Consider the following 25,976-nt stretch of genomic DNA (forward strand, 5'->3'; position numbering starts at 1 on the left):
CACCATGCGCCGCGCCTTGATCGTCGTTGACGTGCAGAACGACTTCTGCGAAGGGGGCAGTCTCGCGGTGGCCGGCGGCGCCGACGTGGCCGCCGCGATCACCGAGCTGATCGGGCAGGCCCCCGCCGGGTACCGGCACGTCGTGGCCACCCGCGACCACCACATCGCGCCCGGCGGCCACTTCGCCGACAACCCCGACTACGTCCACTCCTGGCCGGCGCACTGCGTCGCGGGCACCGAGGGCGTGGGCTTCCACCCGAACTTCGCGCCCGCGGTCGCCTCGGGCTCCATCGACGCCGTCTTCGACAAGGGCGCCTACTCCGCCGCGTACAGCGGTTTCGAGGGCGCCGACGAGAACGGCGTCGCGCTGGGCGACTGGCTGCGGGCGAGAGAGATCGACGAGGTCGACGTCGTCGGCATCGCCACCGACCACTGCGTGCGGGCCACCGCCCTGGACGCCGCCCGGGAGGGCTTCCGCACCCAGGTGCTCCTCGACCTGACCGCCGGGGTGGCCCAGGAGACCACCGAGCGGGCCCTGGAGGAGCTGCGCGAGGCGGGCGTGGAACTGACCGGCAAGCCGGTCGTCCACTAGGCCCAGCCCCTCCAGGAGGGGTCCACTGCCGGCCATCCTCCAGGAGGGGTTCACGGCTGGGCCGCCGGTCTTCTCAGCAGGGATCTGATCGGACGCCACAGCTCCGGGACGCCGGCCGCCGCGGGGGCGGCGTTGTCGGGGGCCGTGCGCCAGATCAGGCCGTCGGGGTGGTGCAGGACGGCCGTGATCTCGTCCGGGGTCGGCGGGGCCGCGTTGCCCCGCAGGTAGACGGCGCGCAGGCCCAGGTTGCGCAGCCTGGTCAGGGCGCGGGCGCGGTTCTGGGCGACGACGAGGACGCGCACGCCGGCGGCGGCCTGGGCGGTGGGGCTGGGCAGGTTCAGCGCCACCACCACGCTGCCGTTCGGCAGCTTGCAGAACCCTCCTGCGGCCATGCGGTCACACCCCCGTGCGTATCGGCGTCGATGCGGCTGTCAATAAGAGAAGCACAGGAGGCACCTAAACACGATCGGCGGCGACCCGCCAGTGGGTCGCCGCCGATACGCCTTTGACCTGCGAAAACGTCGGCTACTTCGCCGACGGTCCCACCCGGACCGTGATCGTCTGGCCGCTCAGCGGCTCGCTGACGATCCGGATCGAGGTGTCGGTGTCAGTGACGCGGACGCCCGCGAGCGGGTTCGACTCGTCCCAGTGGTCGGACAGGCTGTCGTCGAAGACCGGGACGCCCGGACGGGACGGGATCTTGGTCGCGACGTCGGCCTTGTGCAGCGTCAGCGCGTCCGTCGGGTACAGGCTGAAGGTGGCGTCGAAGGACTGGATGCGGTTGCGCATCAGGGTGCCGTCGGTCCACTTCAGCGGGGTGGGGTGCGCGTCGACCGGGAGGATCAGACCCTCACCCGGGTGCTGGCTGGTGTTGTCGTCGGCCTGGGAGGTGTCCCACTTCCAGATCAACAGACCGTTCTGGTACGGGTAGTGCTCCACCCACTCCGGACGGGTCGTGGAGAAGCCGTAGTTGTACGGGCCGACCTTGAGGGTCGTGTCGTACGAGACGTACTGGCGGTTCTCCGCGATGTAGTACTGGGCGTAGTCGTCCGTGATGCCCGCGCCGATCCGGCTGAAGCCGTTGGCGGTCCACGCCGCGTCCGCGCTCTCCGCGTTGTCGGCGAAGAGGGTCGCGCCGTCGGCGGTCACCGTGATCTGGTCGGCCGTGAAGCCCTTCTGGGCCACGCCGCCGTCGGTGGCGTAACGGAAGCGCAGGCCGATCTTCTTGCCGGCGTAGGCGTCCAGCGGGAACGTCAGCTTCTGGTAGGCGTCGACCGTGCCGGTGAGGGCGGGCTTGCCGCTGCCGTCGCGCGGGACGGCGGTGCCGTCGGCGAGGGTGCCGTCGATCGGCGTCCAGTTGGCGCCGTCGGTGGAGACCTCGGTGTAGAGGTAGTCGTAGTCGGTCTCGATGTCCCACCAGCCGTCGAGGCTCAGCGAGGCGGAGGACTTGCCCGTGAGGTCGACCGAGCGGGTCAGGGTGTTGCGCAGGTCGTCGCCGCTGCCGCTCCACCACTGGGTGGCGCCCTGGGCGGGCGGGATCACGTCGGTGGTGACCGTCTTGTCGGGCAGTTCGACGATCAGCGCCTGCGCGTTCTTGGTGTTGTACTCGGCGACGCCCAGCTTGTGACGGGACTTCACGCCCGCCTTGGCGACCTCGTAGTCGAGCCAGCCGAGCTGGAGCTTGTCCCAGGCGTTCATGTCGCCGGGCAGGTCGCCGATGGAGTCCTTGCCGGTGCCGAGCCAGGAGCCGGACGACATCAGCGTCCAGAAGCCGGTGGAGTTCTCGCCGGCGCCGGAGGTGTCGTACTCGTCGGGCAGGCCGAGGTCGTGGCCGTACTCGTGGGCGAAGACGCCGAGGCCGCCGTTCTCCGGCTGGATGGTGTAGTCGCCGACCCAGATGCCGGTGTCGCCGACCTGGGCGCCGCCGAGCTTGTTGGTGTCGGGGCCGGTGGAGCCGGCGTCCGTGCCGAAGGCGTACCAGCGGTGGGCCCAGATGGCGTCCGTGCCCTGGGCGCCGCCGCCCGCGGACTCGTCCTCGCCGGCGTGCACGATCTGGAAGTGGTCGATGTAGCCGTCGGACTCGTTGAAGTCGCCGTCGCCGTCGAAGTCGTAGCGGTCCCACTGGTCGAACTCGGCGAGCTCCGCCTTGATCTCGGCGGGGGTGTCACCGGCGGCCTCGCGCTGGGCGACCCAGGCGTTGACGCCGTCCTGCACCGCGTACCAGGCGCCGGTGGTGGCGTCGTTGTGGCCGTAACGGGCCTCGTTGTAGGGGACCTTGACCCAGTCGGTGACCGCGCCCTCGACCGAGTAGCGGCCCGAGGACTGCTTCTCGTAGTACTTCTTCAGCGACTGGGTGCCCGGACCGGTGCCGAAGTACAGGTCCTCGAAGTGCTTGCGGTCGTAGTCCGCCTGCCAGGCCGTGCTGTTGTTCTTGGTGCGGTCGGGCTGGGCTATCTGGTTGTGCAGCGGGCCGGGGGTGCCGCCGTAGCGGGGGTCGACCTGGTCGCCGAACTCGACGAGGATCGTGAAGATCTTGTCGGTCTTCTCGCGGCCCAGCTCGACGTACTTGGGGTCGCCCTTCTGGCTCTTCAGCTGCACGACCTTCGAGCCGTCGCGGTCCTTGACGGCGGCCTGGCCGGATATGACCTGCTCCAGCGCCTCCTGCCGCTGGGCCTCCTGCCGCTTGCTGAGCGGCCCGTCGAAGTCGTGCTCGTGGGCCTGGGCCGGCTGCGGGTCGTGCCGGTCCGCGGCCGGGGCCTGCGCCGGCGCGCTGTCGGCGGCCTGGGCCACGGCGAACGTCGAGAACGTCGCCGAGGCCGCCGCGAGGGCGACGACCGTGGCGGCCGTCCTGAACGTCCAGGATCTCTTGGTCACTTGATTCCTCCCACTCACGCGACCTGCTGCGCGGAAGGGGGTTCCATGTCAAGGGAAGTCCGCGCGCGGTTATACGCGTGTAGTCAAGTGACGTCATTTGACTACTGGTTCACAGGAAAAGACAGACCTTGACTTGGACAGGTCAACTGCATTATTGGAAGCGGGGGTTCGCATTGCGGACACATGACGATCTCGTGACGGGCGCGCGGGTCCGTCCAGGGGGTGGACGTCATGACTCCGTGCGCCCCCCGTGCACCGGCACCGTGGGTCAGCTCACGCTTACCGCTCGTTCCGCTCGGGCATGCAGGCGAATAGAGTCGAGATCGCCCCCGCTTCCGAGGACACGATTGCCATGCCTCGTCCGACGCTCGCACAGCTCACGTACGGTTCCTGCGCCGTCATCCTCTCCACGCTCGCCATGCTGCTGCTGTCGCAGACGAGTTCGGGACCGGGGATCGCGGTCATCGCCGTCGCCGCGGTCGCGCTCGGCGTGCTCGTCGCCATGACGGTGCCGGCGCCCCGGCGTGCGCCCCTCGTCGTGGCCCGCTCCACCGTGGAGGAGCCCGTTCCCGCCTCCGTCGCCGCGGCGTCCGAACCGGTGCGGGAGCCGTCGGCTCCCTGAACCGCCCGTCGGAGGGCCCGCGTCACGCTGGCGCGGGCCTCCGTCGCGCTATGACGTTCCGTCAGGTGACGCTGACGACGACGGACTTGGCGGCCTTGTCGTGCAGGCCCTGCTTGTACGGCTTGTCGAAGAAGCTCCAGCCGCCGCAGATCGCCGTCCACAGACAGGCGCAGCAGAACGCGAACGGCACCCACAGCACCAGCGCGCGGATCAGCGAGGTCTGCACGGAGGGCGTGGAGCCGTTGTCGAGGTTGGCCACGCGCATGCCCAGCCACTTCTTGCCGAGGGTCTGGCCCGTCCTGGCGATCAGGAAGGTGTCGTAGGCGACGTAGAGGACGGCGGCCACCAGGGACTGGGCGAGGGACTTGCCGACCTCGACGCGGGAGCTGTCCACGTCGTACTCGTTGACGCCGAAGCCCCAGGTGAGCAGCCAGACGACGATGCCCACGAGGATCATGTCGATGATCCGGGCGAGGGTGCGTTTGCCGCTGTCGGCGAGCGGGGGCATGCCGGCGAGGGGGTCGGCGGGGTAGCCGCCGTAGGGGTCGCCACCGTAGGGGCCGCCGCCCGGAGGACCGCCGCCGTAGGGGCCGCCGGGGCCGCCTCCGTAAGGGCCACCGGGTCCGCCGGGACCGCCGGGGTCGCCGCCTCCGTACGGTGGGGGCTGCTGACCTCCATAGGGCGGGGGCTGTTGGCCGCCCTGGTCGCCCTGACCGCCCGGCCCCTGACCGTACGGGGGCTGCTGTGGCTGCTGCGGCTGCTGCGGGGGCTGCTTCCTGAACGGATCGTCCTCCGGCGGCTGGCCGCCGGAACCGGGGGGCGGTTCGGTCGTCATGGCCCGAGTCGACCGCGAACGCCACGGCTCCGCATCCGGCGAGCGGCCGTCCGGAGTACGAAATTCCCTGGGCCGTCTGCGGTAGGGGGTGGGGAGCCGGCCGGGCTAGCCCGATACGAACGTGCGTGCGGCCTTGTCGTGCCAGCACTGGCGCCACGGGCGGTCGAACACGCACCACAGGACGCCCACGACGCCGACGGCGAGCAGACCGGGCACGCTGTAGACGAGCCAGCGGCGCAGGGCCGCCCCGAAGGACGGGGGCTCACCGCCCTCGATGTCCCGCACCTCCAGGCCGAGCAGCTTCTTGCCCAGCGTGCGGCCCCACTTGGCGGTGGGCAGCGCCTCGTACAGGATCCCGAAGACCAGCATCACGGCGAGGACGATCCCCAGGTACACCGACGTCGTGCCGTCCAGCAGCCAGACGGTGACGGTCTCCCCGGAGAGCTTCGCCGCGTCGATCTTCTCGTTGACGTGCTCGACGGCCTTCGCCCCCAGCGGGACCGCGGCGGCGGCGGTGACGCCGCCCACGACGAGCGTGTCGACGAGCCGTGCGACCAGCCGCTTGCCGAGCCCGGCGGGGCGGGCCGACGCCTGACGCCGGGCGGCCGCCTGGAACACGTCGTCCACCGGCGGCTTCCAGGGCGCGACGGGCTGATCGTCCCCGGCTCCCGCGAGCTGGTGCACCTGCTGAGCCCAGGAGTGCTGACCACCACCGGGCCCGGCACTCATGGCCGACTGGGGCTGCTGCGGCCCCGGTTGAGCGGGAACGCCGGGAGCGGGCTGGGGGGTGGGAGCCGGCAGCGGGGACGCCTGGGCGGCGGGCGGGACCGGCGGTGCGGCTTGGGGAGCGGAGGTGGCGGGCTGGCCGGGGGCGGCTTGGCCAGGGTTCGGCTGAAGGGGGCCCGGCTGGCCGGGGATCGCCTGGGCTGGAGCTGCCCCCGCCTGGCCGGGAGCCGCTTGAGCAGGGCTCGGCTGGGCGGGGGCCGCCTGAGCGGAGCCCGCGTGGCCCTGACCGTGCTGAGCACCGAACGCCTCAGCTGAGCCGGGGACTTGACCGGAGGCCGCCTGACCGGGGCCTGCCTGCCCCGGGGCCGACTGAGCAGAGCCCACCGGCCCTTGCCCCTGCTGCCCGGCGAACGCCTGCGCCGATCCGGCCACTTGCCCGGGAGCCGCCTGGCCTTGGCCCTGCTGAACGGGGAACGCCGGTGCTGAGCCGGCAAGTTGCCCCGGTGCCGCCTGACCGGCACCGGCCTGAACGGCGCTTGCCTGGCCGGGGGCCGCCTGCCCCAAACCCTGCTGGCCCGCGAACGCCTCGGCCGAGCCAGCCACTTGACCAGGCACCGCCTGACCGCGACCGGCCTGACCCGGAGCCGCCTGGGCGGCACCCGCCTGCCCCAAACCCTGCTGAGCCGCGAACGCCTCGGCCGAGCCAGCCACTTGACCAGGCACCGCCTGACCGCGACCGGCCTGGCCGGAGCCCACCTGACCCGGTACCGCCTGCCCCGAGCCCGCCTGCCCTGGCCGCTGCTGTCCGGTGAACGGCTGTCCCGGGTCCGCCGGCTGGCCCTGGTCCTCGCCCTGTTGGGCAGGGAGTGCCTGGGGTGCTGCCGCGTGGTCGGCGGCGGCCTTGCCCGCGCCGAAGCCGGGGTTGGCCGCAGAGGCGCCGGTGCCCGAGGCGCCCGCCACGCCGACGGGGCCCTGGGGAGGGCCGAACCCCGACCCCGCGGCCCCTGCCGCGCCCACCGGCCCCTGCGGGCCGAAGCCGGGTGTGCCGTCCGACCCCTGGGGGCCGGCCGGTGCGGTCGTGCTCCCCTGGTGCGCGCCGGGTGCCCCGGGCCGGTCGGGTGTGCGCGGGGACGGCGCACGGAACGTCATGGCATCGGGCTCGCCCCCGGGGCCGTCGGCGTCGGACGGGGCGCTTCCGGAGGGAGATCCGGTCGGCGTACGGCGGAAGACGAACGTCCCGTCGGAGACCACGTCACCCGAGCCGGCCTCCGCGCTGTCCGGCTGCCCCTCCCCCACCCGGGGGTCGGGGCCCGGCGGAGTCCCCCAGGACACCCTGCGGTCCTGGTCGCCGCCGAAGCCGGACTGGTGGGAGCGGTCGGCGCCCCACGCGGACGCGGGTTCGGGACGGCTGCCGTACTGCTGCTGCTCCGCCGGCACCGGGTCCTCGTCGAAGAAGTGCGGCCCGGTCTCCTCCACGGAGGCGGGCGCGCCGGACGACGGCGAGGGCGGGGGCGCGAGCGGTTCGCCGCCGGACGGCGCCGGTCGGCTGGTGCCCGGCACCCAGGAGGCGCCGTTCCAGTACCGGACGTAGCCAGGGATGGACGGGTCCGGGTAGTACCCCTCGCGGGGCCTGTCGTCGCCGGGTGCCGGGGAGGGGGCGCTCATGTCCGTCGTCCCGTATCTGCTCGGGGGTGGGATGGGGGGCTCCACATCTATCAGACGAGCGCAACCCCCACCGCCAGTCCCGCCCGACCCACCCCTTTCCGGGCAACCCCGTGCACGCGCTTCACACGTTCGGACCGCGCGGACAAAAAAGTTCTCGGAACCCGCGTAATGCCGCCGCGCGGAACCGCTCTCCCCTCCGTACGGACCAACGCATCGCACGGACCGACGGATCGCAAGGGACCGCACGGACCGCGACGATCCGTGCCGAGAGGAGAACGGACATGCACCCCACCGTGGTGGAACGCGAGCTGGAGCTCGGACTCGTCCTGTCGCCGGAGCGCAGCATCCCGGTGCCGGCCCGGCTCGGCTATCACAGCGACGACCCCTTCGCCGTGCACGTGGCCTTCCACATCCACTCCGAGCGCCCCGTCCACTGGACGTTCGCCCGCGAACTCCTCGTGGAGGGGGTGTTCCGGCCGTGCGGGCAGGGGGACGTGCGGGTGTGGCCGACGAAGGTGGACGGGCGCGGCATCGTGATGATGGCGCTCAGCTCACCCGAGGGCGACGCCCTGCTGGAGGCGCCCGCGGCGCAGGTGACGGCGTGGCTGGAGCGGACGCTGCGGGCGGTGCCGCCGGGCACCGAGAGCGAGCGGCTCGGCCTGGACGAGGCCCTGGACGAGCTGATGTCCCCGGCGGGCGAGGACGACCTGTGGCTGTGCGACCGCTGGCTGCGCGATCCGGGACCGTCGGACGAACCGCACGACGGCGAGTGACGCCGCCCGGGACCGAAGCCCGCGCGGAAGGACGTCAGAACAGCTTGCCCGGGTTGAGGATGCCCAGCGGGTCGAAGACCTGTTTGACGGCCCGCTGCATCTCCAGGCCCACCGGGCCGATCTCCCGCGCCAGCCACTCCTTCTTCAGCACGCCCACCCCGTGCTCGCCGGTGATCGTGCCGCCCAGTTCCAGACCGAGGGCCATGATCTCGTCGAAGGACTCACGGGCGCGCCGGCACTCGTCGGGGTCCTGGGCGTCGAAGCAGACCGTCGGGTGGGTGTTGCCGTCGCCCGCGTGGGCGACGACGCCGATGGTGAGGGCGTACTTCTCGGCGATGCGCTCGACGCCGTCGAGCATCTCGCCGAGCCGGGAGCGAGGCACGCACACGTCGTCGATCATCGTCGTGCCCTTGACCGCCTCCAGGGCGACGAGGGCGGAGCGGCGTGCCTGGAGGAGGAGTTCGGACTCGGCGGCGTCCTCGGCCGGGACGACGGAGGTCGCGCCGGCGGCCTCGCACAGCGCGCCGAGGGCGGCGAGGTCGGCGGTCGGGTCGGGGGTGTCGAACGCGGCGAGCAGCAGGGCTTCGGTGGTCTGCGGGAGACCCATGTGGGTGAGGTCGTTGACGGCGTTCACCGTCGTGCGGTCCATCAGTTCGAGCAGGGACGGCACGTGCCCGCCCGCCATGATCTTGCAGACGGCGTCGCAGGCGGCGGTCCCCGAGGGGAACTCGGCGGCGAGGACGAGCTGCCGCGGCGGCTGCGGCTTCAGGGCGAGGACGGCGCGGACGATGACGCCGAGCGAGCCCTCGGAGCCGACGAAGAGGCGGGTGAGGTCGTATCCGGCGACGCCCTTCGCGGTGCGCCGGCCGGTGGTCATCAGCCGTCCGTCGGCGAGGACGACGTCGAGGCCGAGGACGTACTCGGCGGTCACGCCGTACTTCACGCAGCACAGGCCGCCGGAAGCGGTGCCGATGTTGCCGCCGATCGTGCAGGTCTCCCAGCTGGAGGGGTCGGGCGGGTAGTACAGGCCGTGCTCGCCGACGGCGCGGGAGAGCACCGCGTTGACGACGCCCGGTTCGACGACGGCGATCCGGTCGACGGGGTTGATCTCCAGGATCCGGTCCATCCTGGTGAGGGACAGCACGACGCAGCCGTCTGAGGCGTTGGCGGCGCCGGACAGGCCGGTGCGGGCGCCCTGCGGGACGACGGGGACGCGCAGTTCGGTGGCGGTGCGCATGACGTGCTGGACCTGTTCGACCGTCCGCGGCAGCACGACGGCGGCCGGGACGCCGGCCGGGCAGAAGCTCGCCATGTCGTTGGCGTACGAGGCCGTGACGTCCGCGTCGGTGAGGACCGCCTCGGCGGGCAGGCCGTCGCGGAGCCGGTCGAGGAGGTTGCCGGTCGCTTCGTCACGGGGAGCTTCGATACGGCTCATGATCACAGCGTCGCACCCGGGGCCATCGGTGTGAACCCCGCCTGCGGCACCCGGCGGATACCCCGGCCCCGCGTCCGTCCTGACGCACAGTGATCGCCATGGACGACAGCGCCCCGGAGACGACGACACCGAGCACCCCGGTGGGCGGAGCCCGCCCGGACGGGGCCCCCGACGGCGACGTCAGGCGTGGGCGGGGCGCGGGTCGGTGGCGGCGTCGGTCGGTGTGGGCGGTGGCCGCCGGGGTGGCGGCGTGCGGGCTCGGGGTGGGCGCGGTGATGTGGTGGCCGCCGGTGGAGGCGGGTCCGGAGAGGTCGGCCCTGCCGGCGCCGGGCGCGATGGGCCAGGCCGCGGTGCGCGGCGGGGTCACCGCCGCGCTGCCCGAGCTGGCCGCGCTGATCGGCGAGCACGAGGCCCGGGTGCGGGAGCGTCCCCGCGACGCCCGCAGCTGGGCGGTCCTCGGCGCGGCCTACGTCGAGCAGGGCCGCCGTACCGCCGACGCCGCCGTCCTCTATCCCAAGGCCGAGCGGGCCCTGCGCGCCTCGCTGAAGGCGCACCCGCGCGGCAACGCCGAGGCGCTCGCCGGTCTGGCCGCCCTCGCCAACGCCCGCCGTGACTTCCGTACCGCCCTCGAACAGGCCGAGGCCGCCCGCAAGCTCGCGCCGAAGCAGTGGACGCCGTACCCGCAGCTGATCGACGCCTACACCGGCCTCGGCGACTACAAGAAGGCGCAGGCCGCGCTGGAGCAGCTGAAGAAGCTCCGCTCCGGGCCGGCCGTGAAGGCGTGGGCCGCGGGCGTGTACCGGGACCGGGGCTGGCGTGAGGACGCGGCGGCCGCGCTGTCCGACGCGGTGGCCGGGGCGTCCACGCCCGCCGAGCAGGCGGCCTGGTTGGAACGGGCCGGGCAGCTCGCCTGGGAGCGCGGCGACCGCGAGGCGGCCCTGCGGCAGTTCCAGGAGGCGGTCCGGCTGGACCCCGACCAGCGGGCCGCGCAGGCCGGGCAGGGCCGGGCACTGGCCGCGCTCGGGCGGACGTCGGAGGCGCTCGACGCCTACCGCGTCGCCCTCGCCGAGCAGCCGCTGCCGCAGTACGCGCTGGAGCTGGGCGAGCTGTACGAGTCGCTGGGGCTCACCCAGGCCGCCCGGGTCCAGTACGACCTGCTGCGGGAACGCGTGTGGCGGGACGAGGCCGGCGGCGTCGACCAGGAGCTGGTGCTGGGGCAGTACGAGGCGGACCACGGGGACCCGGCGGCGGCGGTCGCCCGGCTGCGCGCCGAGTGGCGGCGGCAGCCGGGGATCGCGGTGGCCGACGCGCTGGGCTGGGCGCTGCACCGCGCCGGCGACGACCGGCGGGCCCTGCGGTACGCCATGATCGCCACCGACCGGGTGCACGGCGGCGCGGTGCGCAGCGCGCCGTACGCCTACCACCTGGGCATGATCGAGCACTCCCTCGGCCGGCACGGCGCGGCCCGCCGCCGTCTGGAGGAGGCCCTGCGGATCAACCCGTACTTCTCCCCGCTGCACGCCCCCAGGGCCCGCGCGACGCTGACGGCCCTGGGCGAGCCGTCGGTGAAGGACGTGCCGGACTTCCGGCCGCCGTCGCCCCGCGAGAGCGAGCCCCGCGGGAGTGAGCCTCCCGAAAGCGAGCCCCGCGAAAGCGAGCCCCCGCGGGAGTGAGCGCCGGCTACAGGTTGCCCCGCTTCTCCTGCTCCCGTTCGATCGCCTCGAACAGCGCCTTGAAGTTGCCCTTTCCGAAGCCCATCGACCCGTGCCGTTCGATGAGTTCGAAGAACACCGTCGGACGGTCCTGGACCGGCTTGGTGAAGATCTGGAGCAGGTAGCCGTCCTCGTCGCGGTCGGCGAGGATCTTCAGCTCGCGCAGGGTGTCCACGGGGACGCGGGTGTCGCCGACCCACTCGCCGAGGGTGTCGTAGTAGGAGTCGGGCGTGTCGAGGAACTGGACCCCGGCCGCGCGCATCGTGCGGACCGTGGCGACGATGTCGTTCGTGTTCAGCGCGATGTGCTGGACGCCGGCGCCGCCGTAGAACTCCAGGTACTCGTCGATCTGGGACTTCTTCTTGGCGACGGCGGGCTCGTTGATCGGGAACTTGACCTTCAGGGTGCCGTCCGCGACGACCTTCGACATCAGGGCGCTGTACTCGGTGGCGATGTCGTCGCCCACGAACTCCTTCATGTTCGTGAAGCCCATGACGTCGTTGTAGAAGCTCACCCACTCGTTCATCCGGCCGAGTTCGACGTTGCCGACGCAGTGGTCGATCGCCTGGAAGGTGCGCTGCGCGGGCGGCTCGACCATCGGGGCGGCGGCGACGTAGCCGGGCAGGTAGGGGCCGTCGTAGCCGGAGCGGTCGACGAGGGTGTGCCGGGTCTCGCCGTAGGTGGCGATCGCGGCCAGCACCACGGTGCCGTGCTCGTCCTTCAGCTCGTACGGCTCGGCGACCGAGCGGGCACCGTGTTCGAGGGCGTAGGCGTACGCGGCGCGCGCGTCCGGGACCTCTATGGCGAGGTCGACGACGCCGTCGCCGTGCTCGGCCACGTGCCGGTCGAGGAAGCGGCCCCACTCGGTGGCGGGCTTGATCACCGAGGTGAGCACGAAGCGGGCGGACCCGTTCTCCATGACGTAGCTCGCGGTCTCGCGGCTGCCGTTCTCCGGTCCGGAGTAGGCGACGAGTTTCATGCCGAAGGCGGTGGAGTAGTAGTGCGCCGCCTGCTTGGCGTTGCCCACGGCGAAGACGACCGCGTCCATTCCCTTGACCGGGAAGGGGTCGGCCTGCCGGGCGGTGTCGGGAGTCTGCTGGGTGTGCGATGAGGTCACGGCCATGACCGAAGCCTCGACCCGCCGGGCAAGGTGCGCAACACTTCCGTCGTCGGCTGGACAGTATGTGCAGCGCCACACCGGTGGCGGCAGGCTTTCTGTACAGGATGACCATCTGGGAGGCGGCATGGCGATCGATCATCTGGACGGCCGGATCATCGGCCTGCTGGCGCGCGAGCCGAGGATCGGCGTGCTGGAGATGTCCCGTCGGCTGGGGGTCGCCCGGGGCACGGTGCAAGCGCGGCTCGACCGGCTTCAGTCGAACGGAGTCATCCGCGGATTCGGCCCCGACGTCGACCCCGCGGCCCTCGGCTACCCGGTCACCGCGTTCGCCACGCTGGAGATCCGGCAGGGCCAAGGCCCCGACGTACGGGCCCACTTGGCGACCGTTCCGGAGGTGCTGGAGCTGCACACCACCACCGGCAGCGGGGACATGCTGTGTCGGCTGGTGGCCCGCTCCAACGCCGATCTCCAGCGGGTCATCGACCGGGTCGTCGGTTTTGATGGGATCGTCCGGGCCTCCACCGCGATCGTGATGGAGAACGCGGTTCCGCTGCGGATCATCCCGCTCGTGGAGCAGGCGGCGCGGGACCGGGAGCCGTAGCCGACGCGAGGTGGCAGCACGGGTGAACTTCTTCGAGTACCTGGGAAACCGCTACCAGCAGTTGCTGACCGACGCCTGGCAGCACGCCGGCGTCGTCTTCCAGTCCATGGTGATGGCCACCGTGATCGGGGTGCTGATCGGTGTCGTCTCCTACCGCAGCAGCTGGGCCGGCGATCTCGCCACCACCGCCACCTCGACCCTGCTCACCGTCCCCTCCCTGGCCATGATCGGTCTGCTGATCCCGATGGTGGGCCTGGGCGTGCCGCCGACGGTGATCGCCCTGACGCTGTACGGGCTGCTGCCGGTCGTGCGCAACGCGATCGTGGGCCTGCGGGGCGTCGACCCGGCGCTGGTGGACGCGGCCCGGGGCATCGGGATGTCCGGGGCGATGCGGCTGGCGCGGGTGGAGCTGCCGTTGGCCTGGCCGCCGATCCTGACCGGGATCCGGGTCTCGACGCAGATGTTGATGGGCATCGCGGCGATCGCCGCGTACGCCTCCGGGCCCGGCCTCGGCAACGAGATCTTCCGCGGGCTCGCCTCGCTGGGCAGCGCGAACGCCCTCAACCAGGTCCTCGCCGGCACCCTCGGCATCATCGTGCTGGCCCTGCTGTTCGACGCCGGGTACGTCCTGCTCGGGCGGCTGACGATTCCGAGGGGGATCCGTGTCTGAGCCCCGGCCCGTCGTGTCCCACGGCGCCTCCATCGAGCTGGAGAACCTCTCCAAGCGGTATCCGGGCAGCCCGTACCCCTCCGTGGACGGTGTGAGCATGGAGATCAGGGCCGGTGAGACCGTCGTCTTCGTGGGGCCGTCCGGCTGCGGGAAGTCGACGACCCTGAAGATGATCAACCGGCTGATCGAGCCGAGCGGCGGCCGCATCCGCATCGACGGCGAGGACGTCACCGACATCGACCCGGTGGGGCTGCGCCGCAAGGTCGGTTACGCGATCCAGTCGTCCGGGCTCTTCCCGCACATGACCGTCGCCCAGAACATCGCGCTCGTGCCGGGGATGGCCGGCTGGCCGAAGGCGCGGATCCGGCGGCGGGTGAAGGAGATGCTCGACCTGGTCGGGCTGGATCCCGGCGAGTTCCACGGGCGCTATCCGCGTCAGCTGTCCGGCGGTCAGCAGCAGCGGGTGGGCGTGGCGCGGGCGCTGGCGGCGGACCCGCCGGTGCTGCTGATGGACGAGCCGTTCGGCGCGGTCGACCCGATCACCCGCGACCACCTCCAGGACGAGCTGATCCGGCTCCAGCAGGAGCTGCACAAGACGATCGTGTTCGTCACCCACGACTTCGACGAGGCGATCAAGCTGGGCGACCGGATCGCGGTGCTGCGCGAGCGCTCGCACATCGCCCAGTTCGACACCCCGGAGGCGATCCTGACGAACCCGGCGGACGACTTCGTGTCGGGGTTCGTGGGGGCGGGGGCGGCGCTGAAGCGGCTGAACCTGACCCGGGTGCGGGACGTGGAGATCACCGACTGTCCGACGGTGGCCGTCGACGACCCCCTCCAGACGATCTTCAACCGCCTGCGCGCCGACGGCACGAACGAGATCCTGATGCTGGACCGGCACGGCCGGCCCTACAAGTGGCTGCGGCGCGGCGACCTGATGCGGGCCAGAGGTTCGCTGGCCCGCGCGGGCACGCTGGTCAGCGACACGGTGACCAAGGACGCCACCCTGCGGGACGCGCTGGAGGCGGTGCTCACCGACAACACCGGCCGGGCCGCGGTCACCGGGCGGCGCGGGGAGTACGTCGGGGTCGTCGACATGGAGACACTGCTGAACTCCGTCCACGAACTGCTGGAGGCGGACCGCCTGGAGGCCATGCAGGCCCGACACGACCTGGAGGAGTCCCGCTCCGCACAGACCCACGCGGAGCAGGAAGGCCACGGCGGGGAGGTGAAGGCGTGAGGGGCGGGACGGCGGGGGGCGGGACGGCGGGGGGCGGGACGGCCTCGGCGTCGGGGCCGGTGGAACGGCTCGGGGCGCTCGGGCGGACCGGGCCGTCGGGGGCGTCCGGTGACCCCGGGTCGCCGTACCTCGAACCGGACGAACCCGGGGCGGGTCCGGCGGAGCAGCTCGGTGAGGCCGGGCCGTCCGGTACGCCCGGTGCGCCTGGGGCGTCTGGGGCGTCTGGGGCGTCTGGGGCGGCCGGCTCGTCGTATCGGCGGGTCGGTTGGCGGAAGCTGACGCTTCTGCCCGCCTTCCTCGTCGCGCTGCTGCTCTCGACCTGGCTGTGGTTCCAGCGGGCCGACCTCGACCCGGTCTCCGAGAACGCGCTGGCCGACGGGCAGGTCACCAAGGCGCTGTGGCAGCACGTCCAACTGACCGTGATCTCCGCCTTCTTCGTGCTGATCATCTCCATCCCGCTGGGCATCCTGCTGACCCGCCGGGCCTTCCGCGGAGCCGCCCCGGCCGCGATGGCCGTCGCCAACACCGGGCAGGCGGCCCCCGCCATCGGTCTGCTCGCGCTGCTGGTGATCTGGCTGGGCACGGGCATGAAGGCGGCCCTGATCGGCATCATCGTGTACGCCGTCCTGCCGGTCCTGTCCAACACGGTCACCGGTCTGCGGGCGAACGACCCGACGCTGCTGGAGGCGGCGCGCGGCATCGGCATGTCCCCGCTCGGCGTGCTGTCCCGGGTGGAGCTGCCGCTGGCCGTCCCGCTGATCCTGGCCGGCGTGCGCACGGCGCTCGTCCTCAGCGTCGGCACGGCGACCCTTGCGGTGTTCGGCGGGGGCGGCGGCCTGGGCGTCCTGATCACGGCCGGCATCACCAACCAGCGGATGCCCGTGCTGGTGCTCGGCTCGATCCTCACCGTGGCGCTGGCGCTCCTCGTGGACTGGCTGGCCTCGCTGGCGGAGCTGCTGATGCGGCCCCGGGGACTGGAGACGGAGCGGTGAGACGGTCCGTACGGCGAGCGGGCGCGGCGGCACTGCTGACGCTGCCGCTGCTGACGCCGGCATCCGGCTGCGGACTGACCAGCGGCTCCCCCATGGTCGACGACGTCTCGCCCGGGTCGATCGGACGCGGCGAGCCGCTCAAGGGCGCCCGGCTGACCGTCACGTCCAAGTCGTTCACCGAGGGTCTCATCCTCGGCGCGATGATGGGCATCGCCTTCGAGGCGGCCGGCGCGGACGTCCTGGACCGCACCGGCATCCAGGGCTCCATCGGCGGACGCGAGGCGGTCCTCAAGGGCGAGGCCGACGCCGCGTACGAGTACACGGGCACCGCCTGGATCACGTACCTGGGCCACACCGACCCCATCCCCGACCCGCGGGCGCAGTGGCAGGCCGTCCACGACGCCGACCTGAAGAACGGGGTGACCTGGCTGCCGCCGTCACGGCTGAACAACACCTACGCGCTGGCGATGAACCAGGCCGACTTCCGCAAGTACGGCACGAGGACGCTGTCGCAGGTGGCCGCCCTGTCGAAGTCCGACCCGCCGGCGGTGACGCTCTGCGTGGAGGTCGAGTTCGCCAACCGCGCGGACGGACTGCGCGGCATGCAGAAGGCGTACGGGATGGACGTGCCGGCGTCCCGGATCACACAGATGGACACCGGGATCATCTACACGCAGACGGCGAAGGGGAGTTGCACGTACGGGGAGGTGTTCACCACCGACGGGCGGATCAAGTCGATGGACCTGGTGGTGATGGACGACGACAAGAAGTTCTTCCCCAACTACAACGCGGCCCCCGAGATCAACTCCCGCACGCTGGCGAAGTGGCCGGCGATCGCGGAGGTGCTGAACCCGGTGACGGCGAGGCTGGACAACACGGTGGCGCAGGAGCTGAACGCGCGCGTGGACGTGGACGGGGAGGACCCGCATCACGTCGCGCTGGAGTGGATGAAGGCGGAGGGGTTCGTGAAGTGACGTTCCGGGGCGGGCGGTTGGCGGTCGGCGGCCACCGGTCGGGCTCCGGCTAGCAGGAGGGCACGGACCCCTTGCCCGTCTCCAGGGAGACGAGCGAGTCGACGGCGCCCTTGAGCGTCGTCACCGGGATCAGCCGCAGTCCCTTGGGCAGTTCGCCCTTCGCGTCGGAGCACTCGTCCTTCGGGACGAGGAAGACGGTCGCGCCGTCCCGGCGTGCGGCCTGCGTCTTCAGGGAGACCCCGCCGACCGCGCCGACGCGTCCCTCGGCGTCGATCGTGCCCGTGCCGGCGATGTTCCGGCCGCCCGTGAGGTCGCCGCCGCTGCCGTCGCCGTCCAGCTTGTCGACGATGCCCAGGGAGAACAGCAGCCCGGCGCTGGGGCCGCCGACGTCGGCGAGCTCGAGCGTGACGTTGAGGTCGTCGTCGGCGCGGCCGAGGTACTTCAGCGCGGCCTGCGTCGCGGCGTCCTGGGACGCCTTCATCTGCTCGGTGTTGTGCTGCTCGATCTCCTTGCTGCTCTCCCCGCTGGGGTAGACCGCGTCCCGGGGCATGATCGCCTGGTCGGTGCGGAACCAGCCGTCGATCACGTCGCCGAGGGAGACGTCCGTGTCGGGGCTGGTCGCCTCGATCGTCGTCATCCGCAGCTGACCGGTGGTCTTCCGGGTGGGCGCCCCCGAGATGGTGATCACCGGGGTGCCCTTGTCGGTTCCCAGCACGTTCGCCGTCATCCCCGGCTGCGCCACCGAGAACGGCAGCGGCGTGAACACGGCGACGGCGATCAGCCCGACGAGGGGCAGGGCACAGCCGACGAGAGCCTGAGGACGCGAGAGACGAGAGAACACGGCCCCAATCTAAACACCTGCCGTTCCACCACGTAGCTGCGGGCAGTCGTGCCGCTGGGGCGATGGGTCCCCCCGCTCGAGCGAAGCCGAGAGTGGGGAAGGGTGGGCGCAGCGGCACCCCGCGCCGCGGGTCAGGCACACCATCCACCCGCACACCCGCACCGCGCTACCGCAACGCCTCCGCGACCTCCCGCGCCGCGTCCACCACCCGCTGCCCCACCCGTTCCGTCACCGCGTCCCTCAGCATCACCACTCCCACGCTCCCCTCGACCCCCGTCACCCCCAGCAGCGGAGCCGCGGCCCCGCTGGCCCCCGCCTCCAGCTCCCCGTGCGTCAGCGTGTACCCCGGCCCCTCCACCGCCCGCTGCCGTGCCGCGAGTATCGCCTTGCCCGCCGCCCCCCGCTCCAGCGGATGGCGGAACCCGGCCCGGTAGGCCACGTGGTAGTCCGTCCACGTCGGCTCGACCACCGCGACGGCAAGCGCCTCCGCCCCGTCGACGAGCGTGAGATGCGCCGTCGCCCCTATGTCCTCGGCCAGCGCCCGCAGCGCCGGCAGCGCCGCCTCCCGTACCAGCGGATGCACCTGCCGGCCGAGCCGCAGCACACCGAGCCCGACCCGGGCCCGTCCGCCGAGATCACGCCGTACGAGTGCGTGCTGCTCCAGCGTGGCCAGCAACCGGTACACGACGGTCCGGTTGACGCCCAGCTTGTTGGACAGCTCGGTGACGGTCAGCCCGTGGTCGGTGTCGGCCAGCAGCTTGAGGACCTTCAGTCCTCTATCGAGCGTCTGGGAGGTCTCCGCGGTCACGACGCCCACTCCTTAAGTGGTGAGGTCGGCAACCCCCGTCGCGGCGGATGCGTCACCGAGTCCCGTCAGTGACGCGCTACAGAGGCCGCCGATCGACAGATGGGCCCGGCGTGTCCGGGCCCAGTCGCTTCACGGCTGCGCTCCGCGGCGGCGCTGCCACGGGGCGTGTGCGTAGCGGGACATTAGCGAAGCCGGTTCGCTGAGCGGAAGAGTTTGTCCAGAATCCGGTCAATGGCTGGTATGGATCACTCGCGTTTCGCCCTGAAACACACTGCTCGGGCACCCGGCCCGCACGGCTGGGACACCCGGCCCGCACGGCTGGGGCACCCGGCTCTGCACGGCTGGGGCACGCGGGCCCACGCGGCTGGGGCGCCCAGGGCCCGCACGCACGCTCCCCCACCCCGGAGCGGCGTCACTTCATCCGGGTGGCCCACTCCTGCACCTTGGCGATCCGCTGCCGCAGCTGCCCCGCCGTGGCCTCCGCGCTCGCCGGCCCGCCGCACACCCGTCGCAGCTCGGTGTGGATGACCCCGTGCGGCTTGCCGCTCTGGTGGACGTACGCGCCGACCATCGTGTTGAGTTGCTTGCGCAGCTCCATCATCTCCTTGTGGGAGACCACCGGCCGCCGCTCGGCGGGCAGTTCGAGCAGGTCGGCCTCGTCGTCCGGCTTCTTGCGGCTGTGCGCGATCTGCTTGGCCTGCCGCTTCTGGAGCAGCAGTTGCACCTGCTCGGGCTCCAACAGCCCCGGGATGCCGAGGTAGTCCTGCTCCTCCTCGCTCCCCGGGTGGGCCTGCATGCCGAACTCGGCCCCGTTGTACATGACCCGGTCGAAGACGGCCTCCGACTCCAGCGCCTCGAAGGAGAACTGCTCCTGCTCGCCGGTGTCCTCGTCCTGCTCCCGGTTCGCCTCGTCCATCTCCTTCTCGGACTCGGCGTACGGGTCCTCGTCCTCGCCGCCCTTCTTGGGCTTGTCGAGGACGTGGTCGCGTTCGCGTTCCATCTCGTTGGCGAAGCCGAGCAGGTCGGGCACGGTCGGGAGGAACACCGACGCCGTCTCGCCGCGCCGCCGGGACCGTACGAAACGGCCGACGGCCTGGGCGAAGAACAGCGGCGTCGAGATCGTCGTCGCGTACACGCCGACCGCGAGGCGCGGCACGTCGACGCCCTCGGACACCATCCGCACGGCGACCATCCACCGGTCGTCGCTCGCGCTGAACTCGTCGATCCGGTTGGACGCGCCCGTGTCGTCGGAGAGGACGAGGGTCGCCTTGTTCCCGGTGATCTCGCGGATCAGCTTGGCGTAGGCGCGGGCCGAGTCCTGATCGGAGGCGATGACGAGGGCGCCGGCGTCGGGGATGGCCTTGCGGACCTCGGTGAGCCGCTGGTCGGCGGCGCGCAGCACGCTCGGCATCCACTCACCGCGCGGGTCCAGCGCCGTACGCCAGGCCTGGCTGATGGCGTCCTTGGTCATCGGCTCGCCGAGCCGGGCGGCGATCTCGTCGCCTGCCTTGGTGCGCCAGCGCATGTTGCCGCTGTACGACATGAAGATCACGGGCCGGACGACGTGGTCGGCGAGCGCGTTGCCGTAGCCGTAGGTGTAGTCGGCGGACGACCGCCGGATGCCGTCGTTGCCCTCCTCGTACGTGACGAAGGGGATGGGGTTGGTGTCGGAGCGGAACGGCGTGCCGGTGAGCGCGAGACGGCGGGTGGCCGGCTCGAACGCCTCCAGGCAGGCCTCGCCCCAGGACTTGGAGTCGCCGGCGTGGTGGATCTCGTCGAGGATGACGAGCGTCTTGCGCTGCTCGCTGCGGTTGCGGTGCAGCATCGGCCGTACGCCGACGCCCGCGTACGTGACGGCGACGCCGTGGTAGTCCTTGCTGAGCGGGCCCGCGCTGTACTCGGGGTCCAGCCGGATCCCTATCCGCGCGGCGGCCTCCGCCCACTGCTTCTTCAGGTGCTCGGTCGGCGCGACCACGGTCACCTGCTGCACGACGTGATGGTGCAGCAGCCAGGAGGCGAGGGTGAGCGCGAAGGTCGTCTTGCCGGCGCCGGGGGTGGCGACGGCGAGGAAGTCGCGCGGCTGCTCCTGTATGTACTTGTCCATCGCCCCCTGCTGCCAGGCACGCAGCTTGCTGGCGGTGCCCCAGGGGGCGCGGCCGGGGAAGGCGGGGGACAGGTGGTGGGAGGTGGAGGCAGACATAGGTGCGGGCCCGGAGGGCCCTCCGTTGAGGGTGGTGGTGGGTGACGGGCGGGCGGTAGTCACGGTCTCCGGTTCGGGGGTCGGGCGGCTCGTGTGCGTCTGGGTCCATGTCGGTTCGTCCGACGACCGGGCCACCCTACCGGCGGCCCGGGTTCGTCAACGCGCGGGCAGCGCCGGCTCAGCCGCGGATGGGATTCACCTCACACGGTCACTCGGCCAACTCCCGCAGCACCTCGGAGATCGCCTTGACGTCCTCGACGTCACCGGTGGCCACTCCGACCACCAACCGCTCGGCGACATCGATGTCCGGGCGCAACTGAACGTCGTTGAGCGCCAGGAACACGACGCACGACGTCCACGCGGTGCGCTTGTTCCCGTCGACGAACGGGTGGTTGACCGCGAGGGACTGGAGGAGGGCCGCCGCCTTGCCGAACAGGTCCGGGTAGGCCTCCTGCCCGAACATAGCGGCCGAGGGCCGGTGTGCCGCCGACTCCAGCAGACCCGCATCCCGCACGACGACGGTCTGGTCGTCGACGGCGAGCTCAGCGACGGCCAGCGCGTCCTCGGCCGACAGGAAGACCCACGTCACTTGAGCCGCTCCAGGAGTTCGGCCCACTTGGCGGTCTGCTCCTTGGCCGCGTTGCGGACCAGCGCCTGGTGCGCCGTACGGGCCAGGTAGTCGTCCACGGCCCGCAGGAGTATGGCGTGCATGCTGGTGCCCTCTTCCTCGGCGCGCAGTCGCAGGGCTTCGGTCTGGTCGTCGCGGAGACGCACGTTCATAGCCATACCAGAACGGTACCAGCACTTTGGGGTCAAAGTGGTACCACTCCGTTCAGGGGGCTGCCTTCAGCCGCCTCGTCACCCAGGCCCCCACCAACGCCACCCCCGCCATCGGCAGGAACACGGCGGCGAAGGCGGCCGGGTGTGAGGCGGAGGCCTCCGTGGCCGTGTGGGCCGCGTGGCTGACCGTTCCGCCGCCGAGCGCCGCGAAGGCCGCGCCGCCCGCGGCCAGCAGGATCGCGTTGGAGAGCCCGTCCGAGATCTGGAGCGCGGCGGAGTTCGTGCCGGCCTCCTCCGGGGCGGACAGCTTGAGCAGCAGCACGCTGCTGGAGGAGATCACCAGCCCCATCCCGAAGCTGCCGAAGGTCCAGGCGACGGCGACGGCCCAGGCGGGCACGGCGTCGATCAGCACGCTCGGCGCGCCGGCGATGGCGGCGGCCACCAGCACCATTCCGAGGGTCATCAGCCGCTCCCGGTACGGCTCCGCCCGCGGCCGGGACTGCACCCACGACCCCAGCGCCCAGGTCGCCCCGCCGGCGGCGAGGGAGAACCCGGCGAGGGTCGGGCTCAGGCCCCGCTGGGTGACCAGCATCAGCGGCACGAACGACTCGGCGGCGATGAAGGAGCCCGCGGCGACGCCGCGCAGCAGCACGACCGAGGGCAGCCCGCGGGCGGCCCGGTAGGTGCCGCGGGGCAGCAGCCCCAGCACGGCCGGCACGAGCAGCGCGACGCCCGCGGCGGCGGGCAGCACGGACAGGGGCCGCAGGTCCTGCGCGGCGTACTGGAGCAGGCCGGCGCCGAGGGAGATCCCGAGGGCGAGACGGATCCGCCGCCGATCGAAGGAGGAACCCTCGCGGCCCCCCTCGGCCCCGCCGACCGGGCCCGCCGCCCGCCGGCGTATCTGCGGCAGCGCGAGCGCCAACGGGAACACCACGAGGGCGGGTATCCCGACGAACACCCACCGCCACCCGAGATGCTCGGTCACCGCCCCCGCCGCGAGCGGCCCGACGATGGACGGCACGACCCAGCCGGCCGCGAACGCCGCCATGATCGCGGGCCGCAGCCGCTCGGGGTAGGCCCGCCCCACGACGACGTACAGGGCGACGATCACCAGCCCGCCGCCGAGCCCCTGCACGGCCCGCCCCAGGATGAACAGCCACATGGCCCCGGCGGTCCCGGCCAGCAGCAGCCCCGCCGCGAAGGTGGCGATCCCGCAGGTCAGCGGCCCGAGCGGGCCTCGCCGGTCGGACCACTGCCCGGACAGCACCATCCCGAACAGACTGGTCGTGAAGTACCCCGAGAACGCGAACGCGTACAACGCGACGCCGTCCAGCTCCCGCGCCGCCACCGGCATGGCCGTCCCGACGGCGGTCGCCTCGAATGCGATCAGCAGCACGACGGAGACGATCCCGACGCTCAGCGCCCGATACGACCGCCCGAGCACGGTCTCACCGTCGGACGGCTCGGCGGCGGGGGACGCGTCGGCGACACCGGAGTCGCGCGGTTCGAGGAGGGCCATGCCCGCCAGAGTAAGGTCCACACCCCCCGTTGACCCCTGTCCGAAGACGGACCCACCCTGCACCATTGGTCGTACACCCCCCTGCCCTCCCACCCACCCCCGCCCTTCCATGAACGGCGTATGGCAGTCCTGTTGCACCCGCCCCGATTCCCTTGAGCGGGGCCGGCTCCGCCCTCTACGGTCAATACACGCAGTACCGACTGGCCGTGTGCCCGAGTGGTTCAGGGACTCGCCCGCGCTGCACCCGATAGCGAGCTCCGCTCGCGGGGAGTTACGCGGGTCCGATCCCCACCACGGCCGTGACAAGCAGTACCGACTGGCCGTGTGCCCGAGTGGTTTAGGGACTCGCCTGCAAAGCGAGTTACGTGGGTTCGATTCCCGCCACGGCCTCAAGTGCCTTGACCAGGCAAAAGGAAAGGGCGGCACCCTCCGAGGGTGCCGCCCTTTCATACGTCCGTCTCACTCTCCGTCTCAGTCCCAGTCGGCTAGCACGATCGCGCTGGCCGCACCGCACCCTGAACCAGGGTTCGGCCTGTCTCGCCGAGCGCAGCCATGAGACCATCTGCCAATCGGCAGGTAAGGTCACGCGATCCGGGGGGACCATGGACGTGCCGCTGTCCGCCATCATCAGTTCCGGGGTCGGAGGCGCAGCGGTCGCGCTCATCACCTACGTAACGACGCGACCACGCACGCGGGCCGAAGCACGCAAGCTCGAAGCGGAGGCGGAGCGAACCAGAGCCGAAACCACGAAACTGCTCGCCGAATCCACCACGCAACCCGACCCGGAATTCGACTCAGCAGACCTCCCCAAAGGGTGGTACGTCACCGGAGGCCGGGCTGAGGACTACACCTACGGCCTCGACAGCCAGGTACACCAGTCGGGAACCGCAAGTGCGTTCATCCGCGCGCAGCAGAGCCCGCGAGACTTCGGCGGTCTCATGCAGGCCTTCCGGGCTGACGACTACGTAGGGAAGCGGGTTAGGCTCTCAGCCGTCATGCGGACGAAGGATGTGGCCCAACAGGCCGCAATATGGCTGCGCGTCGACGCCCGCGGGAAGTTCATCGCTTTCGAGAACACCGCAACCGAGAGCCGAAAGCTGAGTGGAACAAGCGGTTGGGTGCGGAGAGAAATTGTCCTAGATGTCCCTCCAGAAGGAGAGGAGATCGCCCTTGGTGCGTTTCTGAGCGGCAGTGGATGTCTTTGGATCGACTCCTTCGCGTTTGAGATTGTCACCAACGAAGTCCCGCTCACCGGCTTGGCAGAGGAACCCCTGACTCAGCCGCTGAATCTTGACTTCACTCAAGGCCTGAACTGATCAGAACATGGGCGACACCCACAGGGGTGCCGCCCCTTGCTCACCCGGCTCAGTTGGCCGGTGCGAAGGCACCAGCCGCCCCGTCGTCCCCGTCGGACCGGTCAGTCTCGGGTTTCCAGATCAGGCCGTCCACCTGCCTCGCGATGTCCGTCCGTACCGCGTCGACCATGTGCTGATATCGAGCGGCCATGGCAGTCGTCGACCACCCCATGAGCCCCATGACCGCCCGCTCGGGGACACCGAGGATGAGCAGCACCGTCGCGGCGGTATGGCGCGCGTCGTGCAGACGCCCGTCACGAACCTTCGCCTCCGCCAAAAGAGACTTCCACTCTGCCCAGTCTCGACGGTGGGACGGGCTACGGCCGTGCTCGTCCGGGAACACCAAGCTGTTCTCTTCCCACCGCTTCCCCGCCGCCCGCCGCTCCGCTTCCTGCGCCTTGAGGTGCGCGCCAAGCAGGTCAACGAGCTGTTCGGGGAGACCGACCGCACGACGGCCGGCGCGGGACTTGGTGGTGGACAACTCCAGGTTGGTTCGCCGCCTTTGCGGGCAGTACCCTGCCGCCTTGCGTCCGCAGGGCTCCGCGCATCCGTGGGCGTACTGCGGCCGGTGGCGACTACGGCGGACAACGAGGAACCCACCCTCAAGGTCCACGTCCTCCCACTTCAGCCCCAACACCTCGCCCTGGCGCAGTCCGAGGGCAAGGGCAACGGCCCACCGTGCGGAGTTGCGATGCCGGTCAGCGGCCTTGAGCAACCGCTGTACCTCCTGGACGCTGTAGGGCTCCACCTCGTACTCCCCCGTCTTCGGGGCCTTGGCCAACTGAACGGGGTTCTTGCCGAGATGCCCTCGCCGTACGGCTTCATTGAGGGCGGCCCGGAAGGTGCGGTGCACCTGGTGGGCGGTCCCCGGCTTGCTGCCGTTGGCCTGCATGTTCGCGTAGAACACCTCGATGTGCTCGGGCTTGAGCCGGTCGAGACGGTGAGCCCCCAAACCGGGGATCAGGTGCCTCCGCACGGCGACGCGGTACCCGACCATGGTGTTGTCGTTGACGGCGAGGGGCGCAACGTTCTCGATCCAGTGCGTCAGCCACGTCCTGACTGTCCACGCCTTGCCCGGCTTCCGCACCGTCTTGGCGTCGCGCTGCTTCTCCAACTCGCGTACGGCGGCCGTCGCTTCGGCGCGGGTCTTCCGTTCGACGTGGCGGCGGTCCGGGGTGCCGTCGTCTCGGATGCCAACCGTGACGCGGCCGTGCCACTTGCCGTCACTGCCCTGATAGATGGAACTGCGGCCGTTGGGCTGGCGGGTGCGCTTCTTGTCTTCCGCCACAGGCGGACTCCCTTGAGGTCGAGGCGAGCGAAAACGGCCGGAGCGCCACCCCGCGTGGGCAGCGCTCCGGCGAGAGGGGTAGGTCAGGCCGCCTGCTGTTCGGCGCGACGGCGGGCGAGGTAGGCGGCCGGGGCGTCGGCGGGGACGCGCCTCAGTCCGCCGACCATCAGGGATTCCAGCTCCCCGGTGCGGATGAGGGCGAAGCAGGTGGTTCGGCCGATGCGAAGGCAGCGCGCGGCCTCTTTGACGGTCAACAGAACGGGGGCCGGGCTGCTGGCCTCGGCGGGTCGAGCGGTGTCCAGGATGGTGGTGCCCATGCGGGTCTCCTCGGTGGCGATCCTTCGGGGGTACCTC

25 protein-coding genes, 2 tRNA genes and 1 pseudogene are annotated in these 25,976 nt (G+C 71.6%); 13 read left to right on the forward strand and 15 right to left on the reverse strand.

Annotated elements, in window-relative coordinates; all coding sequences use genetic code 11:
• Nucleotides 1-4 precede the first annotated feature (4 nt).
• Nucleotides 5-592 (forward strand): isochorismatase family protein, encoded by a 588-nt coding sequence (locus ACFYX4_RS05865; protein WP_389326351.1) that lies wholly within the window; start codon nucleotides 5-7, stop codon nucleotides 590-592.
• A 50-nt stretch (nucleotides 593-642) separates the two neighbouring features.
• Here the strand turns inward: ACFYX4_RS05865 and ACFYX4_RS05870 are convergent, their stop codons facing one another.
• Nucleotides 643-984: a hypothetical protein gene (locus ACFYX4_RS05870; RefSeq protein WP_389326354.1), complete on the reverse strand. Its 342-nt coding sequence runs from the start codon at nucleotides 982-984 to the stop codon at nucleotides 643-645.
• Nucleotides 985-1,117: 133 nt separating this feature from the next.
• The gene (locus tag ACFYX4_RS05875) at nucleotides 1,118-3,466 is read right to left on the reverse strand and encodes an immune inhibitor A domain-containing protein (RefSeq protein ID WP_389326357.1); all 2,349 of its coding nucleotides are present in this window, start codon (nucleotides 3,464-3,466) and stop codon (nucleotides 1,118-1,120) included.
• A gap of 352 nt (nucleotides 3,467-3,818) precedes the next feature.
• Between ACFYX4_RS05875 and ACFYX4_RS05880 the strand changes: the two genes are divergently transcribed.
• Nucleotides 3,819-4,088: a hypothetical protein gene (locus ACFYX4_RS05880; protein ID WP_389326360.1), complete on the forward strand. Its 270-nt coding sequence runs from the start codon at nucleotides 3,819-3,821 to the stop codon at nucleotides 4,086-4,088.
• A gap of 61 nt (nucleotides 4,089-4,149) precedes the next feature.
• Here the strand turns inward: ACFYX4_RS05880 and ACFYX4_RS05885 are convergent, their stop codons facing one another.
• Together ACFYX4_RS05885 and ACFYX4_RS05890 are read right to left on the reverse strand one after the other, a co-directional pair.
• Nucleotides 4,150-4,923, reverse strand: a complete 774-nt coding sequence (locus ACFYX4_RS05885) for an RDD family protein (protein WP_389326363.1) — start codon at nucleotides 4,921-4,923, stop codon at nucleotides 4,150-4,152.
• Between the two features lie 105 nt (nucleotides 4,924-5,028).
• Entirely contained in the window at nucleotides 5,029-5,652 is a 624-nt protein-coding gene (locus tag ACFYX4_RS05890) for an RDD family protein (RefSeq protein ID WP_389326786.1), read from the reverse strand.
• A gap of 1,144 nt (nucleotides 5,653-6,796) precedes the next feature.
• Here ACFYX4_RS05890 and ACFYX4_RS05895 point away from each other — a divergent pair.
• Nucleotides 6,797-7,240, forward strand: a complete 444-nt coding sequence (locus tag ACFYX4_RS05895) for a hypothetical protein (RefSeq protein ID WP_389326805.1) — start codon at nucleotides 6,797-6,799, stop codon at nucleotides 7,238-7,240.
• Here ACFYX4_RS05895 and ACFYX4_RS05900 read toward each other — a convergent pair.
• Nucleotides 7,222-7,314: pseudogene (locus tag ACFYX4_RS05900) on the reverse strand (DUF2510 domain-containing protein); the annotation flags it as partial. The gene ACFYX4_RS05895 and the pseudogene ACFYX4_RS05900 sit on opposite strands and share 19 nt — an antisense overlap.
• A gap of 281 nt (nucleotides 7,315-7,595) precedes the next feature.
• On the opposite strand from ACFYX4_RS05900, the gene ACFYX4_RS05905 reads away from it, so the two are divergent.
• Nucleotides 7,596-8,087, forward strand: a complete 492-nt coding sequence (locus tag ACFYX4_RS05905; RefSeq protein WP_389326366.1) for an SsgA family sporulation/cell division regulator — start codon at nucleotides 7,596-7,598, stop codon at nucleotides 8,085-8,087.
• A gap of 34 nt (nucleotides 8,088-8,121) precedes the next feature.
• Here the strand turns inward: ACFYX4_RS05905 and ACFYX4_RS05910 are convergent, their stop codons facing one another.
• Nucleotides 8,122-9,528: an FAD-binding oxidoreductase gene (locus ACFYX4_RS05910; RefSeq protein ID WP_389326369.1), complete on the reverse strand. Its 1,407-nt coding sequence runs from the start codon at nucleotides 9,526-9,528 to the stop codon at nucleotides 8,122-8,124.
• A 92-nt stretch (nucleotides 9,529-9,620) separates the two neighbouring features.
• On the opposite strand from ACFYX4_RS05910, the gene ACFYX4_RS05915 reads away from it, so the two are divergent.
• Nucleotides 9,621-11,195: a tetratricopeptide repeat protein gene (locus tag ACFYX4_RS05915; RefSeq protein WP_389326372.1), complete on the forward strand. Its 1,575-nt coding sequence runs from the start codon at nucleotides 9,621-9,623 to the stop codon at nucleotides 11,193-11,195.
• Nucleotides 11,196-11,202: 7 nt separating this feature from the next.
• Here ACFYX4_RS05915 and hppD read toward each other — a convergent pair whose 3' ends face one another.
• Nucleotides 11,203-12,357, reverse strand: a complete 1,155-nt coding sequence (gene hppD / locus ACFYX4_RS05920; RefSeq protein WP_389326374.1) for a 4-hydroxyphenylpyruvate dioxygenase — start codon at nucleotides 12,355-12,357, stop codon at nucleotides 11,203-11,205.
• Between the two features lie 121 nt (nucleotides 12,358-12,478).
• Between hppD and ACFYX4_RS05925 the strand changes: the two genes are divergently transcribed.
• The 5 genes from ACFYX4_RS05925 to ACFYX4_RS05945 are packed head-to-tail and all read left to right on the forward strand — an operon-like array spanning nucleotide 12,479 to nucleotide 16,831.
• The gene (locus ACFYX4_RS05925; protein ID WP_389326377.1) at nucleotides 12,479-12,955 is read left to right on the forward strand and encodes an Lrp/AsnC family transcriptional regulator; all 477 of its coding nucleotides are present in this window, start codon (nucleotides 12,479-12,481) and stop codon (nucleotides 12,953-12,955) included.
• Nucleotides 12,956-12,977: 22 nt separating this feature from the next.
• Nucleotides 12,978-13,625 (forward strand): ABC transporter permease, encoded by a 648-nt coding sequence (locus tag ACFYX4_RS05930; RefSeq protein WP_389326789.1) that lies wholly within the window; start codon nucleotides 12,978-12,980, stop codon nucleotides 13,623-13,625.
• Complete coding sequence (locus ACFYX4_RS05935; RefSeq protein ID WP_389326381.1) at nucleotides 13,618-14,865, forward strand: betaine/proline/choline family ABC transporter ATP-binding protein; 1,248 nt, start codon at nucleotides 13,618-13,620, stop codon at nucleotides 14,863-14,865. The genes ACFYX4_RS05930 and ACFYX4_RS05935 overlap by 8 nt, the downstream gene beginning before the upstream one ends.
• 59 nt (nucleotides 14,866-14,924) lie before the next feature.
• Nucleotides 14,925-15,857, forward strand: a complete 933-nt coding sequence (locus ACFYX4_RS05940; protein ID WP_389326792.1) for an ABC transporter permease — start codon at nucleotides 14,925-14,927, stop codon at nucleotides 15,855-15,857.
• Nucleotides 15,854-16,831, forward strand: coding sequence for a glycine betaine ABC transporter substrate-binding protein (locus tag ACFYX4_RS05945; protein WP_389326384.1), 978 nt, complete (start codon nucleotides 15,854-15,856; stop codon nucleotides 16,829-16,831). Before ACFYX4_RS05940 ends, ACFYX4_RS05945 begins: the two co-directional genes overlap by 4 nt.
• A 49-nt stretch (nucleotides 16,832-16,880) precedes the next feature.
• Here the strand turns inward: ACFYX4_RS05945 and ACFYX4_RS05950 are convergent, their stop codons facing one another.
• From ACFYX4_RS05950 to ACFYX4_RS05975, 6 genes are all read right to left on the reverse strand, one after another.
• Entirely contained in the window at nucleotides 16,881-17,672 is a 792-nt protein-coding gene (locus ACFYX4_RS05950; RefSeq protein ID WP_389326387.1) for a PDZ domain-containing protein, read from the reverse strand.
• A 166-nt stretch (nucleotides 17,673-17,838) separates the two neighbouring features.
• Complete coding sequence (locus tag ACFYX4_RS05955) at nucleotides 17,839-18,480, reverse strand: IclR family transcriptional regulator (protein WP_389326390.1); 642 nt, start codon at nucleotides 18,478-18,480, stop codon at nucleotides 17,839-17,841.
• A gap of 412 nt (nucleotides 18,481-18,892) precedes the next feature.
• A complete protein-coding gene (locus ACFYX4_RS05960; protein WP_389326393.1) occupies nucleotides 18,893-20,680 on the reverse strand; it encodes a DEAD/DEAH box helicase in 1,788 nt (595 codons plus the stop codon).
• A 208-nt stretch (nucleotides 20,681-20,888) separates the two neighbouring features.
• Nucleotides 20,889-21,269: a type II toxin-antitoxin system death-on-curing family toxin gene (locus tag ACFYX4_RS05965; RefSeq protein ID WP_389326396.1), complete on the reverse strand. Its 381-nt coding sequence runs from the start codon at nucleotides 21,267-21,269 to the stop codon at nucleotides 20,889-20,891.
• Nucleotides 21,266-21,466 (reverse strand): ribbon-helix-helix protein, CopG family, encoded by a 201-nt coding sequence (locus ACFYX4_RS05970; RefSeq protein ID WP_389038727.1) that lies wholly within the window; start codon nucleotides 21,464-21,466, stop codon nucleotides 21,266-21,268. The genes ACFYX4_RS05965 and ACFYX4_RS05970 overlap by 4 nt, the downstream gene beginning before the upstream one ends.
• Before the next feature lie 46 nt (nucleotides 21,467-21,512).
• Nucleotides 21,513-22,979 (reverse strand): MFS transporter, encoded by a 1,467-nt coding sequence (locus tag ACFYX4_RS05975; RefSeq protein WP_389326399.1) that lies wholly within the window; start codon nucleotides 22,977-22,979, stop codon nucleotides 21,513-21,515.
• Between the two features lie 202 nt (nucleotides 22,980-23,181).
• Between ACFYX4_RS05975 and ACFYX4_RS05980 the strand changes: the two genes are divergently transcribed.
• The 3 genes from ACFYX4_RS05980 (at nucleotide 23,182) to ACFYX4_RS05990 (ending at nucleotide 24,295) form a co-directional block, all read left to right on the forward strand.
• A tRNA-OTHER gene (locus ACFYX4_RS05980) sits at nucleotides 23,182-23,279 on the forward strand.
• An 18-nt stretch (nucleotides 23,280-23,297) separates the two neighbouring features.
• Nucleotides 23,298-23,369 (forward strand) — tRNA-Cys (locus tag ACFYX4_RS05985).
• A gap of 212 nt (nucleotides 23,370-23,581) precedes the next feature.
• Nucleotides 23,582-24,295, forward strand: coding sequence for a hypothetical protein (locus tag ACFYX4_RS05990; protein WP_389326402.1), 714 nt, complete (start codon nucleotides 23,582-23,584; stop codon nucleotides 24,293-24,295).
• A 49-nt stretch (nucleotides 24,296-24,344) separates the two neighbouring features.
• Here the strand turns inward: ACFYX4_RS05990 and ACFYX4_RS05995 are convergent, their stop codons facing one another.
• Both ACFYX4_RS05995 and ACFYX4_RS06000 read right to left on the reverse strand, forming a co-directional pair.
• The gene (locus ACFYX4_RS05995; protein ID WP_389326406.1) at nucleotides 24,345-25,622 is read right to left on the reverse strand and encodes a tyrosine-type recombinase/integrase; all 1,278 of its coding nucleotides are present in this window, start codon (nucleotides 25,620-25,622) and stop codon (nucleotides 24,345-24,347) included.
• 83 nt (nucleotides 25,623-25,705) lie between these two features.
• On the reverse strand, nucleotides 25,706-25,939 hold the full coding sequence (locus ACFYX4_RS06000; RefSeq protein WP_389326409.1) for a helix-turn-helix domain-containing protein: 234 nt from the start codon (nucleotides 25,937-25,939) through the stop codon (nucleotides 25,706-25,708).
• Between the last annotated feature and the right edge of the window lie 37 nt (nucleotides 25,940-25,976).

Source organism: Streptomyces sp. NPDC002328 (assembly GCF_042890065.1).
Classification (GTDB): domain Bacteria; phylum Actinomycetota; class Actinomycetes; order Streptomycetales; family Streptomycetaceae; genus Streptomyces.

Bases quoted from the DNA above. Each gene is read 5' to 3' on its own strand.
- ACFYX4_RS05890 (WP_389326786.1), bottom strand. From the start codon at position 5,652: ATGAGTGCCGGGCCCGGTGGTGGTCAGCACTCCTGGGCTCAGCAGGTG.
- ACFYX4_RS06000 (WP_389326409.1), bottom strand. From the start codon at position 25,939: ATGGGCACCACCATCCTGGACACCGCTCGACCCGCCGAGGCCAGCAGC.
- ACFYX4_RS05885 (WP_389326363.1), bottom strand. From the start codon at position 4,923: ATGACGACCGAACCGCCCCCCGGTTCCGGCGGCCAGCCGCCGGAGGAC.
- ACFYX4_RS05905 (WP_389326366.1), top strand. From the start codon at position 7,596: ATGCACCCCACCGTGGTGGAACGCGAGCTGGAGCTCGGACTCGTCCTG.
- ACFYX4_RS05915 (WP_389326372.1), top strand. From the start codon at position 9,621: ATGGACGACAGCGCCCCGGAGACGACGACACCGAGCACCCCGGTGGGC.
- ACFYX4_RS05880 (WP_389326360.1), top strand. From the start codon at position 3,819: ATGCCTCGTCCGACGCTCGCACAGCTCACGTACGGTTCCTGCGCCGTC.
- ACFYX4_RS05870 (WP_389326354.1), bottom strand. From the start codon at position 984: ATGGCCGCAGGAGGGTTCTGCAAGCTGCCGAACGGCAGCGTGGTGGTG.
- ACFYX4_RS05895 (WP_389326805.1), top strand. From the start codon at position 6,797: ATGGCATCGGGCTCGCCCCCGGGGCCGTCGGCGTCGGACGGGGCGCTT.
- ACFYX4_RS05990 (WP_389326402.1), top strand. From the start codon at position 23,582: ATGGACGTGCCGCTGTCCGCCATCATCAGTTCCGGGGTCGGAGGCGCA.
- ACFYX4_RS05960 (WP_389326393.1), bottom strand. From the start codon at position 20,680: ATGTCTGCCTCCACCTCCCACCACCTGTCCCCCGCCTTCCCCGGCCGC.
- hppD (WP_389326374.1), bottom strand. From the start codon at position 12,357: ATGGCCGTGACCTCATCGCACACCCAGCAGACTCCCGACACCGCCCGG.
- ACFYX4_RS05970 (WP_389038727.1), bottom strand. From the start codon at position 21,466: ATGGCTATGAACGTGCGTCTCCGCGACGACCAGACCGAAGCCCTGCGA.
- ACFYX4_RS05975 (WP_389326399.1), bottom strand. From the start codon at position 22,979: ATGGCCCTCCTCGAACCGCGCGACTCCGGTGTCGCCGACGCGTCCCCC.
- ACFYX4_RS05865 (WP_389326351.1), top strand. From the start codon at position 5: ATGCGCCGCGCCTTGATCGTCGTTGACGTGCAGAACGACTTCTGCGAA.
- ACFYX4_RS05925 (WP_389326377.1), top strand. From the start codon at position 12,479: ATGGCGATCGATCATCTGGACGGCCGGATCATCGGCCTGCTGGCGCGC.